At 44.0% G+C, this 13,752-nt stretch carries 10 protein-coding genes, 1 tRNA gene, 1 rRNA gene and 1 pseudogene; 11 read left to right on the plus strand and 2 right to left on the minus strand.

The genetic code is table 11. From position 1 onward, the window contains the following. The first annotated feature begins 36 nt into the window (after positions 1–36). From rrf to Xind_RS09390, 3 genes and pseudogenes are all read left to right on the plus strand, one after another. Positions 37–152: ribosomal RNA gene (gene rrf / locus Xind_RS09380) — 5S ribosomal RNA — on the plus strand. A 54-nt stretch (positions 153–206) separates the two neighbouring features. Beyond that, positions 207–283: transfer RNA gene (locus tag Xind_RS09385), tRNA-Asp, on the plus strand. 200 nt (positions 284–483) lie between these two features. Then, a pseudogene (locus Xind_RS09390) lies at positions 484–1,251 on the plus strand (endonuclease/exonuclease/phosphatase family protein); the annotation flags it as partial. Positions 1,252–1,337: 86 nt separating this feature from the next. Here the strand turns inward: Xind_RS09390 and Xind_RS09395 are convergent. Next, complete coding sequence (locus Xind_RS09395) at positions 1,338–2,723, minus strand: amino acid permease (protein ID WP_187649930.1); 1,386 nt, start codon at positions 2,721–2,723, stop codon at positions 1,338–1,340. A gap of 185 nt (positions 2,724–2,908) precedes the next feature. Here Xind_RS09395 and queE point away from each other — a divergent pair, with 185 nt between their 5' ends. Next, on the plus strand, positions 2,909–3,580 hold the full coding sequence (gene queE / locus Xind_RS09400) for a 7-carboxy-7-deazaguanine synthase QueE (RefSeq protein WP_047686110.1): 672 nt from the start codon (positions 2,909–2,911) through the stop codon (positions 3,578–3,580). A 54-nt stretch (positions 3,581–3,634) separates the two neighbouring features. On the opposite strand, the gene queD is transcribed toward queE, so the two are convergent. Then, the gene (gene queD, locus Xind_RS09405) at positions 3,635–3,997 is read right to left on the minus strand and encodes a 6-carboxytetrahydropterin synthase QueD (protein ID WP_047686107.1); all 363 of its coding nucleotides are present in this window, start codon (positions 3,995–3,997) and stop codon (positions 3,635–3,637) included. A gap of 276 nt (positions 3,998–4,273) precedes the next feature. Between queD and cysJ the strand changes: the two genes are divergently transcribed. From cysJ to cysC, 7 genes are all read left to right on the plus strand, one after another. Further along, a complete protein-coding gene (cysJ, locus tag Xind_RS09410; RefSeq protein ID WP_187649931.1) occupies positions 4,274–6,082 on the plus strand; it encodes an NADPH-dependent assimilatory sulfite reductase flavoprotein subunit in 1,809 nt (602 codons plus the stop codon). A 51-nt stretch (positions 6,083–6,133) separates the two neighbouring features. Next, a complete protein-coding gene (cysI, locus tag Xind_RS09415) occupies positions 6,134–7,864 on the plus strand; it encodes an assimilatory sulfite reductase (NADPH) hemoprotein subunit (RefSeq protein WP_187649932.1) in 1,731 nt (576 codons plus the stop codon). Then, positions 7,861–8,595, plus strand: coding sequence for a phosphoadenylyl-sulfate reductase (locus Xind_RS09420; protein WP_187649933.1), 735 nt, complete (start codon positions 7,861–7,863; stop codon positions 8,593–8,595). Before cysI ends, Xind_RS09420 begins: the two co-directional genes overlap by 4 nt. A 557-nt stretch (positions 8,596–9,152) precedes the next feature. Continuing rightward, positions 9,153–10,616, plus strand: coding sequence for a siroheme synthase CysG (gene cysG, locus Xind_RS09425; protein ID WP_047678612.1), 1,464 nt, complete (start codon positions 9,153–9,155; stop codon positions 10,614–10,616). A gap of 10 nt (positions 10,617–10,626) precedes the next feature. After that, positions 10,627–11,535 (plus strand): sulfate adenylyltransferase subunit CysD, encoded by a 909-nt coding sequence (gene cysD / locus Xind_RS09430; protein ID WP_047678615.1) that lies wholly within the window; start codon positions 10,627–10,629, stop codon positions 11,533–11,535. 33 nt (positions 11,536–11,568) lie between these two features. After that, positions 11,569–13,011: a sulfate adenylyltransferase subunit CysN gene (gene cysN, locus Xind_RS09435; RefSeq protein ID WP_187649934.1), complete on the plus strand. Its 1,443-nt coding sequence runs from the start codon at positions 11,569–11,571 to the stop codon at positions 13,009–13,011. Further along, positions 13,012–13,647, plus strand: coding sequence for an adenylyl-sulfate kinase (gene cysC / locus Xind_RS09440; protein WP_047678621.1), 636 nt, complete (start codon positions 13,012–13,014; stop codon positions 13,645–13,647). The last annotated feature ends 105 nt before the right edge of the window (positions 13,648–13,752 follow it).

Genomic DNA, 13,752 nt, shown 5'->3' on the forward strand with positions numbered 1-13,752 from the left:
GTCCGGCAGCTTGTTCGGGATTGAAAACAGGATTTGTCTGGCGGCAATAGCGCGGTGGTCCCACCTGACCCCATGCCGAACTCAGCAGTGAAACGCCGTCGCGCCGATGGTAGTGTGGGGTCTCCCCATGCGAGAGTAGGGCACTGCCAGACATTTATTTAAAGATGTTGCCGGTACGAAAGGCAGCATGGAAAAAGCAATTCGGTGGTGCGGTAGTTCAGTTGGTTAGAATACCGGCCTGTCACGCCGGGGGTCGCGGGTTCGAGTCCCGTCCGCACCGCCACCGTATTTAGATGAGCCCCTGAGAGAAATCTCAGGGGTTTTTTGCTATTTGTTGAATTTCTTGTGGCAGAAGTTGCAATCAGTTATTGAGATGTCATATTAATGGAGGAAATCACATTGAGGTAGGTTGGGGGCCACTTGATACGAAATAGTTACGTAAGAAAAATCCGTGCGAAAAAAAATCACATGCAAAAAAATTATGCTGTGAGATATGTTGCCGGCCAACCTGTAGAACGGGTTTTTCCTGTTTTTAAACAGTTAGTTGAAAAAACCTCACTACCACATGAACCCCTCCTTGCCGATAATAGCGGATTTTCTGTTGCCATTTGGAATATTCATAAGCAGCAACGTCCATTATGGCAAAATGTCTTAGCCTCTTTAATTGAGGAGAGTGACCTTATCTTACTGCAAGAAGCACAAACGACTCCTGATTTGCTGAAATTTGTTGCAGCCAGTGGTTTGATTGCAGATCAAGTCCCTGCATTTGCTATTCCCCAACATCCATCAGGTGTGATGACATTAGCTTCAGCTTCCCCCATCTACTGTTGCCCATTACGGGAAAAAGAACCGATAATCAGGCTTTCAAAATCATCACTTATCACAATTTATCCTTTATCTGATGGTCGACAATTAATGGTAGTTAACGTACATGCCATCAATTTCAGCTTTGGTATTGATGTTTATAGCCGGCAGTTGAATAACATTGGTATCTATATCAGTATGCATGATGGCCCGGTGATATTTGCTGGTGATTTTAATGCCTGGAGTCGTCGGCGGTTTAAAGTGCTGGAGCGTTTTGCTCAACGTATGGGGCTTAAAGAAGTCTACTTTAATGATGATCACCGAACGATTGTATTTGGTAAACCCTTAGATTTTGTTTTTTACCGTGAGTTAAACGTTCTGAGTGCAACCGTTTTAACGACCGTCGCTTCTGATCACAATCCGCTTATGGTCAGGTTTTCGTTATAGAATACATAGATGATAATTGACGTAGAGAATTAAACAGGGGAAGAGAAAAAACGCCGGAAGAATACCGGCGCTTTTGAAGGTAAGTTCTATTGGTTAGAAAGATGGGGCACGGCTATTTTTTTCTTTACACCGAAAAAATATGCGAGGGTTAGAACAAGCACCCAACCTACTCCTACATATAAGGCGTCCCTCGTCTGATCGAAAAAGCCGAGTAACAAGATGACTGCACTCATGAAAACAATCGTAATTGCAGGCGCTATTGGCCACATGGGTACTGGAAATTTTAAGGTCTTGATTTCTTCTACACTCATCTTACGACGCATAGCTACATGAGAAAGTAAAATCATCAGCCATACCCAAACTGTTGCGAATGTTGCAACTGACGCAATAAGGATAAAAATATCATCAGGGAGCAGATAATTGAGCAATACACCGAGTAGCAGAACAGTAATCATGACCAGAACGGTCATCCACGGAACACCATTACTGGTCAGTTTTTTGAATGACTCCGGTGCCTGTCCTTCTTGAGCCATACCATACATCATTCTTCCGGCACCAAAAATATCGCTGTTAATAGCTGAAATAGCCGCAGTAATCACAACAACATTCAGAATATTTGCGGCTGAGCTAATTCCCAAATTAGAAAAAATTTGTACAAATGGGCTTCCGTTCTGACCGATTTGATTCCACGGATAGATGCACATCAGAATACATAAGGTCAGGACATAAAAGATCAAAATACGGAATGGAACAGCATTAATGGCTTTAGGTATTGTTTTTACCGGATCTTTAGCTTCACTGGCAGTAATACCAATAACTTCTATCCCCCCAAAAGCAAACATCACAATGGCAAATGAGGCAATCACACCACTAATGCCATTTGGCATAAAGCCCCCATGTTCCCATAAATTGGCGATACCTGTAGTATATTCAGTCGCTTGACCAAAACCATAGATCATAATTACCAGGCCACCAATGATCATGGCAATAATGGCAGTAACTTTAACGATAGAAAGCCAAAACTCCATTTCACCGAAAATCTTCACATGGCATAGGTTTAGCGCCCCGATAAAACATACGATACCCAGAACCCAAATCCATTGATCGACATGCGGGAACCAAAGTTTCATATACATGCCGAATGCAGTAATATCAGCGAGGCAAACAAACAGCATTTCAAGAACATAGATCCAGCCAGTCAGGAAACCGGCTAATGGCCCCAGATAATGGCTGGCATACTGTGAAAAGGAACCGGAAACAGGATGGTGAACGGCCATTTCTCCAAGTGCTCTCATCACCATAAATACGGCAGCACCGCCGATTAAATAGGCCAGCAATACAGCAGGGCCTGCTTGCTGAATTGCAGCTGCTGAGCCATAAAACAGCCCTGTGCCTATTGCAGAGCCTAAAGCCATGAAGCGGATATGCCTCACACTCAGGCCCTGTTTAAGCTGATTTTCATTGTCTTGCATTCGTTAATCCCATCTATCTTTCATGCCAGAGAGTATTTTCAGGCATACGCTATTTCAGGCATACAATGCCGTGTCTGGCGTCAGATGCCAGTAAAAGCAACCTCGTACCATACCATAAAGATGGATGTTCGCGGGATAGATATCTGTAATAATAACGGGCAGTTTATTAAAACCAGAGTTTTTTTATGATCTACCCAATAAATGAAATGTTCCAGACTTTGCAGGGGGAAGGGGTATTTACCGGTGTTCCTTCTGTTTTCATTCGATTACAAGGATGTCCAGTAGGGTGCAGTTGGTGTGATACCAAGCATACTTGGGAAAAAAAGGTTGATAAGCAGCAGCCGATGGAAAACATCTTGGTGAAATCGCAGGATAGCGATATATGGGGGGTAGCAACGCCACGGCAAATGATTAATTTATTCACTCGCCAGGGATACACTGCACGTCATGTTGTTATTACTGGTGGAGAGCCGTGCTTGTACGATTTACGTCCCTTAACTGAAACGCTGGAAAGAGAGGGTTACCAGTGTCAGATAGAGACCAGTGGCACACATGCAATCTGTTGTTCTGATAAAACTTGGGTAACAGTTTCACCAAAAGTGAAAATGCGTGGTGGATACAAGGTCTTGCCAGAAGTTATGCAACGGGCAAACGAAGTTAAACATCCTGTCGGTCGGGAGCGCGATATTGAAGCATTAGACGAACTTCTAACCATGCTTAATGAAGATAATGCGCCGGTTATTGCTTTACAGCCTATCAGCCAGAAAGAGGAAGCTACTCGTTTATGTATTGAAACCTGCATTGCCCGTAACTGGCGTTTTTCCATGCAGACACACAAATACTTAAATATCGCCTGATGTGAATTGAATTTTCATATATGCATTCAGCACCAACACCTGGTGCTGAATGTTTTACTCTCCACGATAGATACAACCTGCGCTACAGGTTTCTTTTACCATGACGGCACTGAGTTGTGGCAAAGTGGGTTTTAGCTCTCTCCAGATCCATTTGGCCAGAACTTCGCTGGTTGGATTTTCCAGACCAGGGATCTCATTGAGGTAGTGGTGATCAAGCCGTTCCCAAATTGGTTTGAAAGTAGCTTTTACATCGGCAAAGTCCATGAGCCATCCGCTATGGGGATCAACATCACCGGTAATTTCCAGACGTACCATAAATGAGTGCCCATGTAGGCGGCCACATTTATGCCCTTCAGGAACATGTGGCAGGCGATGCGCCGCTTCAAATTGAAAATCTTTAAAGATGGTAGTGCTCATAATACTTTTTCCTGATTTCAAAAGGCCGGCTATTCTACCTGAACTTTCGGGCTTAACGTGATTTTTCTGTAGAAATAAAATCCAGTGTTTAACAACTTTATCGATATATTAAATCTGTAAATAAAGTTAGGTAATTTAGTTATTAGATATTGCAAACCTTTCTTTAATTCCAGTGTCAGTTGTGGGATAACCTTATGATTAATCCATGTTTATGATGATTGTTTATCATGATGATTGTTAATCGTGGATATTGGCTATCGCAAAGGGCTCTGGATAATGACCGCAAAACCACCTCCAACTGCATTATTACCTGTTTCTCCGGAACAATTGTCACGCCTGCAATCTGCGGTCAGTGATTTTTCTCCACATCAATTGGCTTGGTTATCAGGCTATCTTTGGGGAATGTTAAACTCCCAACCACAAGCCAACGCTGTGGCACCTGCGCCAACTGTTCCCGAACAGGAAACGGTAACACTGATTTCTGCTTCTCAGACGGGTAATGCCCGTCGTTTGGCGGAACAACTCAGAGATGTTTTACTGACACAAAAGCTGAATGTGAATTTAGTTAATGCTGGTGATTATAAATTCAAACAGCTCGCAAAAGAACGGGTATTGATTATTATTGCTTCGACACAGGGTGAAGGTGAGCCAGCCGAAGAAGCTGTAGCACTCTATAAATATCTGCACTCCAAAAAAGCAGCTCCGATGAACGAGACGGTTTACGCTGTGTTTGGTTTGGGAGATACCTCTTATGAACACTTCTGTCAGGCGGGTAAAGACTTTGATCGCCGCCTGAGTGAATTAGGCGCACAGCGGTTATTGGATCGTGTTGATGCTGATGTGGAATATCAGGACGTAGCAGCCCAATGGCGTCAACAAATAACGGATATCTTGAAACAGCGTGTACCGGCCTCGACTGATACAGCTATAGCTACAACTCAAATGAGGACTACTAGTGAAGTTATCACCAGTCCTTATACTAAAGAAACTCCGCTAACTGCCTCTCTGTTAGTTAACCAAAAAATCACAGGCCGTGGCTCTGATAAAGATGTCCGCCATATTGAAATTGATCTGGGAGATGCAGGCTTGCATTATCAGCCTGGTGACGCACTGGGTGTTTGGTTTGAAAACGATCCTGCGTTAGTCGATGAACTGATTAACTTGCTCTTTCTGGAAGGAACTGAACCTGTCAATATGCATGGAAAATCATTGACTCTGCGTGAGGCTCTGAGCAGTCATATTGAATTGACTCAAAACACGGTAGTCATTGTCGAAAAATATGCTGCATTAACGAAAGATGAAAAGTTACTTGCTTTAGTCACTGATAAACCGGCACTACAGCTATACGCACAAAAAACACCCATTGTGGATATGGTCAGGCAAGTAGTCTTGCGTCCTGAAGCCCAACAATTTATCGATATATTGCGCCCACTAACCCCGCGGCTTTACTCCATCTCCTCCTCACAAGATGAAGTCGAAAATGAGGTGCATATTACGGTTGGTGTTGTTCGATATGACATAGAAGGACGATCCCGTACTGGCGGGGCATCGGGCTATCTGGCAGATAGATTACAAGAAGATGACAGTATCCGTGTTTTTATCGAGCATAACGATAATTTCCGTTTACCTGCTGATCCTCAAACACCAATCATTATGATTGGCCCCGGCACAGGGATTGCACCATTCAGAGCGTTTTTACAACAGCGAGATCATCAGGGCGCTGAAGGTAAAAACTGGTTGTTCTTTGGTAATCCCCATTTTATAGAAGATTTCTTGTATCAGGTTGAATTTCAGCGTTATGTCAAAGAGGGGTTATTGACTCGCATTGATTTGGCTTGGTCACGGGATCAACAGCATAAGGTTTACGTACAGGACAAATTGCGTGAGCAGAGTGAAGAAATCTGGCGTTGGATCCAAGAGGGAGCACATTTATACGTCTGTGGAGATGCCAATCGTATGGCAAAAGATGTGGAACAGGCATTGCTGGATATCATTTCACAACAAGGTGGTATGACTGCCGAACAGGCCGATGAGTTTTTGAGTGAACTTCGCCTTGAGCGCCGTTATCAGAGGGATGTTTACTAGCGTAGGCAGTGAAAAACCGTAAGCAATAAAAACCGACGGGCAATGAAAACAATGAGCAATGAAAAACAAGGTCCTTTAATTGTTGAAGGTAAACAGGCTGACAGTGAACGCATGAAGTTAGAAAGTAACTATTTACGCGGGACGATCAGCGAAGATCTAAAAAATGGGCTGACAGGCGGATTTGAAGGCGATAACTTTCTCCTTATCCGTTTCCACGGTATGTATCAGCAAGATGATCGTGACATCAGGGCAGAACGTGCGGAACAAAAACTGGAACCTCGCCATGCTATCATGCTGCGTTGTCGCTTACCGGGAGGCATTATCACTCCCCGCCAATGGTTGGGTATCGATCAGTTTGCGACAGAGAACACCCTGTATGGCAGTATCCGGTTGACTAATCGGCAAACATTCCAATTTCATGGCATTTTAAAAAACAACCTCAAACCAGTGCATCAATTACTGGCTCAAATGGGGCTGGATTCACTGGCAACGGCCAATGATGTTAACCGTAACGTATTGTGTACCTCAAACCCGGTACAGTCTGCGTTGCATCAGCAGGCTTATGAATGGGCGAAGAAAATATCGGAGCATCTTCTGCCGCGTACTAACGCTTACGCAGAAATCTGGCTGGACAAAGAAAAAATCGCGACAACCGATGAAGAGCCGATCCTGGGTAAAACTTATTTGCCTCGCAAATTCAAAACATCAGTTGTGATCCCGCCGCAAAATGATGTTGATCTGCATGCCAATGATATGAACTTTGTCGCTATCGCAGAGAATAATCGGCTGATCGGTTTTAATGTGCTGGTGGGGGGGGGATTAGCTATGACTCACGGCGATAAGAAAACATTCCCACGTTTGGCGAGTGAATTTGGTTATATTCCGCTAGAGTATACCTTAGCGATTGCTGAAGCCATTGTGACAACACAGCGTGATTGGGGCAACCGAACCGATCGCAAAAATGCCAAAACTAAATATACCCTTGAGCGTGTCGGTGTTGAAACTTTCAAACAAGAAGTTGAGAAGCGTGCGGGTGTAAGATTTGAACCGATCCGTCCTTATGAATTGACTGGTCGGGGAGATCAAATTGGCTGGTTAAAAGGTATTGATGACCAATGGCACTTAACCCTGTTTATTGAAAATGGCCGCTTACTGGATTACCCGAACAAACCGTTAAAAACCGGGATTGCAGAAATTGCCAAAATACACAAAGGTGATTTTCGTCTAACTGCGAATCAAAACTTAATTGTGGCAGGCGTACCCGAAAGTGAAAAAGCACGCATTGAAGAAATTGCCCGTTCACATGGCCTGATTGATAACAATGTGACTTCTCTGCGCCACCATTCTATGGCGTGTGTTTCGTTTCCGACATGCCCGCTGGCGATGGCAGAAGCTGAGCGTTTCTTACCGACCTTTGTCGATCATGTCGATGCTTTAATGGCAAAACATGGCGTCAGTCACGAACATATCGTTCTGCGTGTTACAGGTTGCCCGAATGGGTGTGGTAGAGCGATGTTGGCAGAAATAGGGCTGGTGGGTAAAGCGCTTGATCGTTATAACCTGCACCTTGGTGGAAATCGCAATGGCAGCCGCATTCCCCGTATGTATCGGGAAAACATCACCTCAGCCGAGATTTTGACGATACTGGACGAGTTGATTAGTCACTGGGCAATAGAACGTAATGAGGATGAAGCTTTTGGTGATTTCTTGATCCGCGTCGGTATTATTAAACCAGTCCTGAATTCAGCCGCTGACTTTTACGATTGGCAGGAGGCGGTATGAACCCGCTCTGCTTATCTGAGCTATTGGTTTTGAATACTGAGCAGCGCACGGAAGCGCTTGCCGAAATAAACCAACAACTGGAATTGCTGGATGCCCGTCAGCGTGTAATCTGGGCATTGGAACACCTGCCCGGCGAATTTGTTCTTTCTTCCAGTTTTGGTATTCAGGCGGCAGTCTGCCTGCATCTGATCACACAGGAATACCCTGATATCCCCGTTATCCTGACCGATACCGGTTATCTGTTCCCGGAAACCTATCGGTTTATTGATAAGCTGACTGACAAATTGAAACTGAACTTAAAAATATTTCGTGCAGAACAGAGCCCAGCCTGGCAGGAAGCACGCTATGGGAAACTGTGGGAACAAGGAATAGAAGGCGTTGAGCACTATAACCAAATCAATAAAGTCGAACCGATGAACCGCGCATTGAAAACATTACGTGCACAAACCTGGTTTGCAGGTTTACGTCGCCAGCAATCGGAAAGTCGTGCTAATTTGCCGGTACTGGCGGTTCAACGTGATATATTCAAAATACTGCCGATTATTGATTGGGATAACCGCCGTATACATCAATACCTGACCCAACATGGTCTTGGATACCATCCACTGTGGGAAGAAGGCTATCTCTCTGTGGGGGATATCCATACAACACAAAAATGGGAACCGGGTATGAGCGAAGAACAAACCCGCTTTTTTGGCTTGAAGCGTGAATGTGGATTGCACGAAGGGTGAGGTGATATTACGAGTATTTCTGATTTATCTTGGCTGCGCTTCTTAATTCAACAGGGCGTAGCTCATTATATGTGTTATTTACGTGTGTTATGTGAATACACGAAGAAGGAATGCTAAACGATCTTGCTTGGGGCAAAATAAAAAATAATAAATAAAAATGATTAAACTAAGGCTGTGTTTTATCTGTCGCCTGGCAGGATCATCTAAATAAATTGGAGAAACAGATGTAAGATATGATGATAAACTCCATTTTTATCATTCCGCTTTTAAAAATAAAAACTTTTTCCAAAGATCTTAGAAGTTAAAAATAACCTAAAATGTGATTCTTATCACAAAGTAAACCCATTCAGAAACGAGGGATGAACAATAAAAGAACAGTGATTTTCCCTGAATATTTTGCATGTTGCAATTTTATAACCCATTAAAAAACTTACCTTATACGATTCAGGAACTAATAATTACTTTTTGTCATTTCATAACCTCCTCACAGCTTCATATATTCATTTCTTAGATAATTATTACGAAATTAAACACTGAACATTGGATGGCATGTCATTGTGGATTATTTACCCTTATTTGTTGAACTGAAATCGCGTGCTGTTTTGCTGATAGGCGGCGGAGAAGTCGCTTCTCGTAAGGCTGGCTTGCTATTGCGTGCGGGGGCTGTGTTAACCATTGTTGCTCCTGAATTACATCCTGAATTGCAACAACGTCATCAAAAAGGGGAGCTTGAGTGGTTACAGGGAGCTTTTCACACGGACTATCTTAATGGCGTATTTTTAGTGATTGCAGCAACTGATGACCACAGTTCAAACCAATATGTTTTTGCAGAAGCTAATCGCCGCGCTATTTTGGTTAATGTGGTAGATGATCAGTCACTTTGCTCTGCTATTTTTCCTTCAATTATTGATCGCTCTCCGGTTATGGTAGCTGTTTCATCCGCTGGAAAATCACCTGTATTAACACGATTACTGCGGGAAAAATTGGAATCCTTGTTGCCTTTTCATCTCGGCACGATGGCAGAAATTGCAGGGCGTTGGCGTAATCAGGTGAAACAGAGCCTGACTTCCTTGCGCCAGCGTCGTTATTTCTGGGAAAAAGCATTTAACGGACGTTTTGCCACATTAGTTGCTAATGGGCAGTTACAACAGGCAGAAGAGCAGTTAGATCAACAACTGCGCGATGAACAACTGAAACAAACCAGTAAGCGGGGAGAACTGGTGTTAGTCGGAGCAGGCCCCGGTGATCCGGGTTTGTTGACTTTAAAAGGGCTGCAAGTGATCCAGCAAGCAGACGTGGTACTTTATGATCATCTGGTCAGCGCTGAAATACTCGAATTAGTTCGCCGTGATGCCGATAAAATCTGTGTAGGCAAAAGAGCAGGATGCCATTCAGTTGCACAGGAAGAGACCAATGCGTTGATCGTCAAACTGGCACAGCAGGGGAAAAAAGTGGTTCGCCTGAAAGGGGGCGATCCCTTTATTTTTGGCCGTGGTGGAGAGGAATTACAGGTTGCCATATCCGCAGGTATTCCTTTTCAGGTAGTGCCTGGTATTACTGCTGCCGTCGGTGCTTCTGCTTATGCGGGTATTCCCCTGACACACAGGGAACATTCCCAAAGCGTCACTTTTATTACCGGGCATTGCCGTGAAAATGGTAATGAACTGGACTGGTTCGCATTGGCACGAGGCAATCAAACACTGGCGATTTATATGGGAGTTATAAAGTCAGCTCTGATCAGCCAAAAACTGATTTCACACGGGCGGGATGCCAATACACCCGTTGCCGTGATTGGTTGCGGAACGCGTTCCGAACAACAAGTGTTAACCGGAACGCTTTCCGAATTGGAACGATTGGCTCAGGATGCTCCATCACCAGCATTGCTGGTAGTAGGAGAGGTGGCTCAACTTCACCATCAGTTAGCATGGTTCACTCAACAGGCCGTAGATCAGAAAAAGTTATTAGATCCAGAACAATCTATTGTTCCGGTAAATCGTCCCGCTGTTGTTGACTTAGAATAAGGAACTATCAATGGAAGAAAAAAGACTGACTCATTTGCAGCAACTTGAAGCCGAAAGTATCCATATTATCCGCGAAGTCGCTGCTGAATTTGCTAATCCGGTAATGCTTTATTCCATTGGTAAAGATTCTTCGGTGATGCTGCATCTCGCACGTAAAGCATTTTATCCGGGAAAACTGCCTTTTCCGTTGCTGCATGTCGATACAGGCTGGAAGTTCCGGGAAATGTATGAATTTCGCGATCAGACAGCAGAAAAATATGGCTTTGAATTGCTGGTCTATCGTAACCCGCAAGGTGAAGAACTGGGAATTAATCCTTTTATTCATGGTAGTGCAAAACATACAGACATTATGAAAACGGAAGGATTGAAGCAGGCTCTGGACAAATATGGATTTGACGCCGCTTTTGGCGGTGCAAGGCGTGACGAAGAGAAATCCCGTGCCAAAGAGCGTATCTATTCTTTCCGTGATCGTTCCCATCGTTGGGATCCCAAAAATCAGCGCCCGGAACTTTGGCGTAACTATAACGGCCAGATTAATAAAGGTGAAAGTATCCGTGTATTCCCGTTATCTAACTGGACGGAGTTGGATATCTGGCAATACATCTATTTAGAACAGATAGATATTGTTCCTCTCTATTTTGCTAAACCTCGTCCGATTGTTCAGCGCGATGGCACATTGATTATGGTTGATGATGATCGTATCGATTTGAAATCAGGTGAAGTTATTAGTCAGCACAAAGTTCGCTTCAGGACGTTGGGATGTTGGCCTTTGACTGGTGCTGTGGAATCGGAAGCGGAAACATTGCCGGAAATTATCGAAGAAATGTTGATATCAACAACCAGTGAGCGGCAAGGCCGACTTATTGACGGTGATCAATCTGGTTCAATGGAGCTAAAAAAACGCCAGGGTTATTTTTAAAGGCATAGCGTTATTTTTTGAGGAGAGAAGAATATGCCGACACTTGCACATAATGAATCCATCGTCAATCAAATCAAACAGCAGGGTGGTGTTGAGTCCTATTTGAAATCACAGCAGGAAAAGGGATTATTGCGTTTTTTAACCTGTGGCAGTGTAGATGATGGTAAAAGTACCCTGATTGGTCGTCTGCTGCACGATACTCGCCAGATCTATGAAGATCAGCTTGCGACTTTGCAAAGTGACAGTAAACGGTTGGGGACACAGGGGGAGAAGTTAGATCTGGCGCTTTTAGTGGATGGCCTTGCGGCTGAACGGGAACAAGGGATTACCATAGATGTCGCATATCGTTATTTTTCCACTGAAAAACGTAAATTTATCATCGCGGATACACCGGGGCATGAGCAATATACCCGTAATATGGCAACAGGAGCGTCAACCTGTGATCTTTCGATTTTACTGATAGATGCGCGAAAAGGAGTACAGGAACAGACTCGCCGCCATAGTTTTATCAGTACGCTATTGGGTATTCGCCATCTGGTGGTGGGCGTGAATAAAATGGATCTGGTGGAGTATAGACAAGAGATTTTCGCTCAGATCAAACAGGATTATTTACATTTCACTGAGCAATTACCTGCCGATTTGCATATTTATTTTGTCCCCATATCTGCGCTGGAAGGGGACAATATTGTCAGCAGCAGTGAAAATATGCCGTGGTATACCGGAGAAACGTTGCTGAATATCCTTGAATCGGTTGATATACATAAAGATGTTGCGAAGCAGCCACTGCGTTTTCCGGTGCAATATGTCAATCGCCCTGATCTGGATTTTCGCGGTTACAGCGGTACGTTGTCATCGGGAATTTTACGTCAGGGGCAGAAAATCAAAGTAATGCCATCAGGCAGAATTTCAACGGTTGAGCGGATCGTCACTTTCGACGGTGATTTACCTTTTGCTGTGCCGGGTGAGGCTATCACCATCGTGCTGAAAGATGAAATAGATATCAGCCGGGGTGACCTTTTGGTTGCGGTTGAAGATCAAATAATTGTCGCTCATCATGCGCTGGTGGATGTTGTCTGGATGTCAGAAAAGCCGCTGATTCAGGGACAAAGTCTGGATATCAAGGTGACTGGTAAAAAGAGTCGTGCCAAAATTGATAATGTGCAATATCAGGTAGATATCAATAATCTGACACAAAAAGTTGCGGTTGAGTTGCCGCTGAATGCCATTGGGCTGGTGGAGTTTTCATTTGATGAGCCATTGCTTCTCGACAGTTACCAGCAAAATGCGGATACCGGCGGTATCATTCTGATTGACCGTTTGACTAATGTGACTGTTGGCGCTGGATTGGTACGTGAAGTTCAGACCGATGTCTATCAAGAGCCGAAAGAGTACAGTGAGTTTGAACTGGAATTCAATCGCTTAGTACGCCGCCATTTCCCACACTGGGGAGCTCGTGATTTATTGGGAGGGAAATAAGTGGCTCAAGTCGAAAATACAGATACCTTTTCCGATATTGTTCCTAATAATATTGTCTGGCACTCACATGATGTAAACAGAAAACAGCGGGAAGCCGCTAATGGACATCCTGCTTTGGTTATTTGGTTTACCGGGTTATCAGGTTCAGGGAAATCCACGCTGGCGGGAATGTTGGAGCAGGTTCTATTCTCACAGGGAATAAAAACCTATTTGTTGGATGGCGATAATGTGCGTCACGGTTTGTGCCGTGATCTGGGGTTTTCTGAGGCTGATAGACAGGAGAATATCCGGCGTGTGGGAGAAGTTGCGAAATTAATGGTTGATGCCGGGCTGGTGGTATTGACGGCATTTATTTCTCCTGGCCGGGCTGAGCGACAAAAAATACGCCAATCAATGGAGTCTGGTCAATTTATTGAAGTATTTGTAGATACACCTCTGGCGATTTGTGAATCCCGTGATCCGAAAGGTTTATATAAAAAAGCACGAGCCGGGGAAATTCCGAATTTCACCGGAATTAATGCGACTTATGAAGCACCAGAACAGCCTGATATCTATTTGGATGGTTCGCAAGGTATTGAATTATTAATGGAAAAACTGCTTCTTGCACTCAATGATCGCTATATTGTGACAATTTGATCTCTCATTTAAATTTCCCATTCTCCAAACAGAGTAGACACACATTATTGCAGGCGAGGTGATGTGTTTCTACACTCATTTCAATTAATACTTTTCCATTATGTC

Source organism: Xenorhabdus indica (assembly GCF_014467235.1).
In the GTDB taxonomy this organism is placed as follows: Bacteria; Pseudomonadota; Gammaproteobacteria; order Enterobacterales; family Enterobacteriaceae; genus Xenorhabdus; species Xenorhabdus indica.

Coding starts and splice junctions, on each gene's coding strand:
- cysJ (WP_187649931.1), top strand. CDS start 4,274: ATGACCGCAAAACCACCTCCAACTGCATTATTACCTGTTTCTCCGGAA.
- cysN (WP_187649934.1), top strand. CDS start 11,569: ATGCCGACACTTGCACATAATGAATCCATCGTCAATCAAATCAAACAG.
- Xind_RS09420 (WP_187649933.1), top strand. CDS start 7,861: ATGAACCCGCTCTGCTTATCTGAGCTATTGGTTTTGAATACTGAGCAG.
- cysD (WP_047678615.1), top strand. CDS start 10,627: ATGGAAGAAAAAAGACTGACTCATTTGCAGCAACTTGAAGCCGAAAGT.
- queE (WP_047686110.1), top strand. CDS start 2,909: ATGATCTACCCAATAAATGAAATGTTCCAGACTTTGCAGGGGGAAGGG.
- Xind_RS09395 (WP_187649930.1), bottom strand. CDS start 2,723: ATGCAAGACAATGAAAATCAGCTTAAACAGGGCCTGAGTGTGAGGCAT.
- queD (WP_047686107.1), bottom strand. CDS start 3,997: ATGAGCACTACCATCTTTAAAGATTTTCAATTTGAAGCGGCGCATCGC.
- cysI (WP_187649932.1), top strand. CDS start 6,134: ATGAGCAATGAAAAACAAGGTCCTTTAATTGTTGAAGGTAAACAGGCT.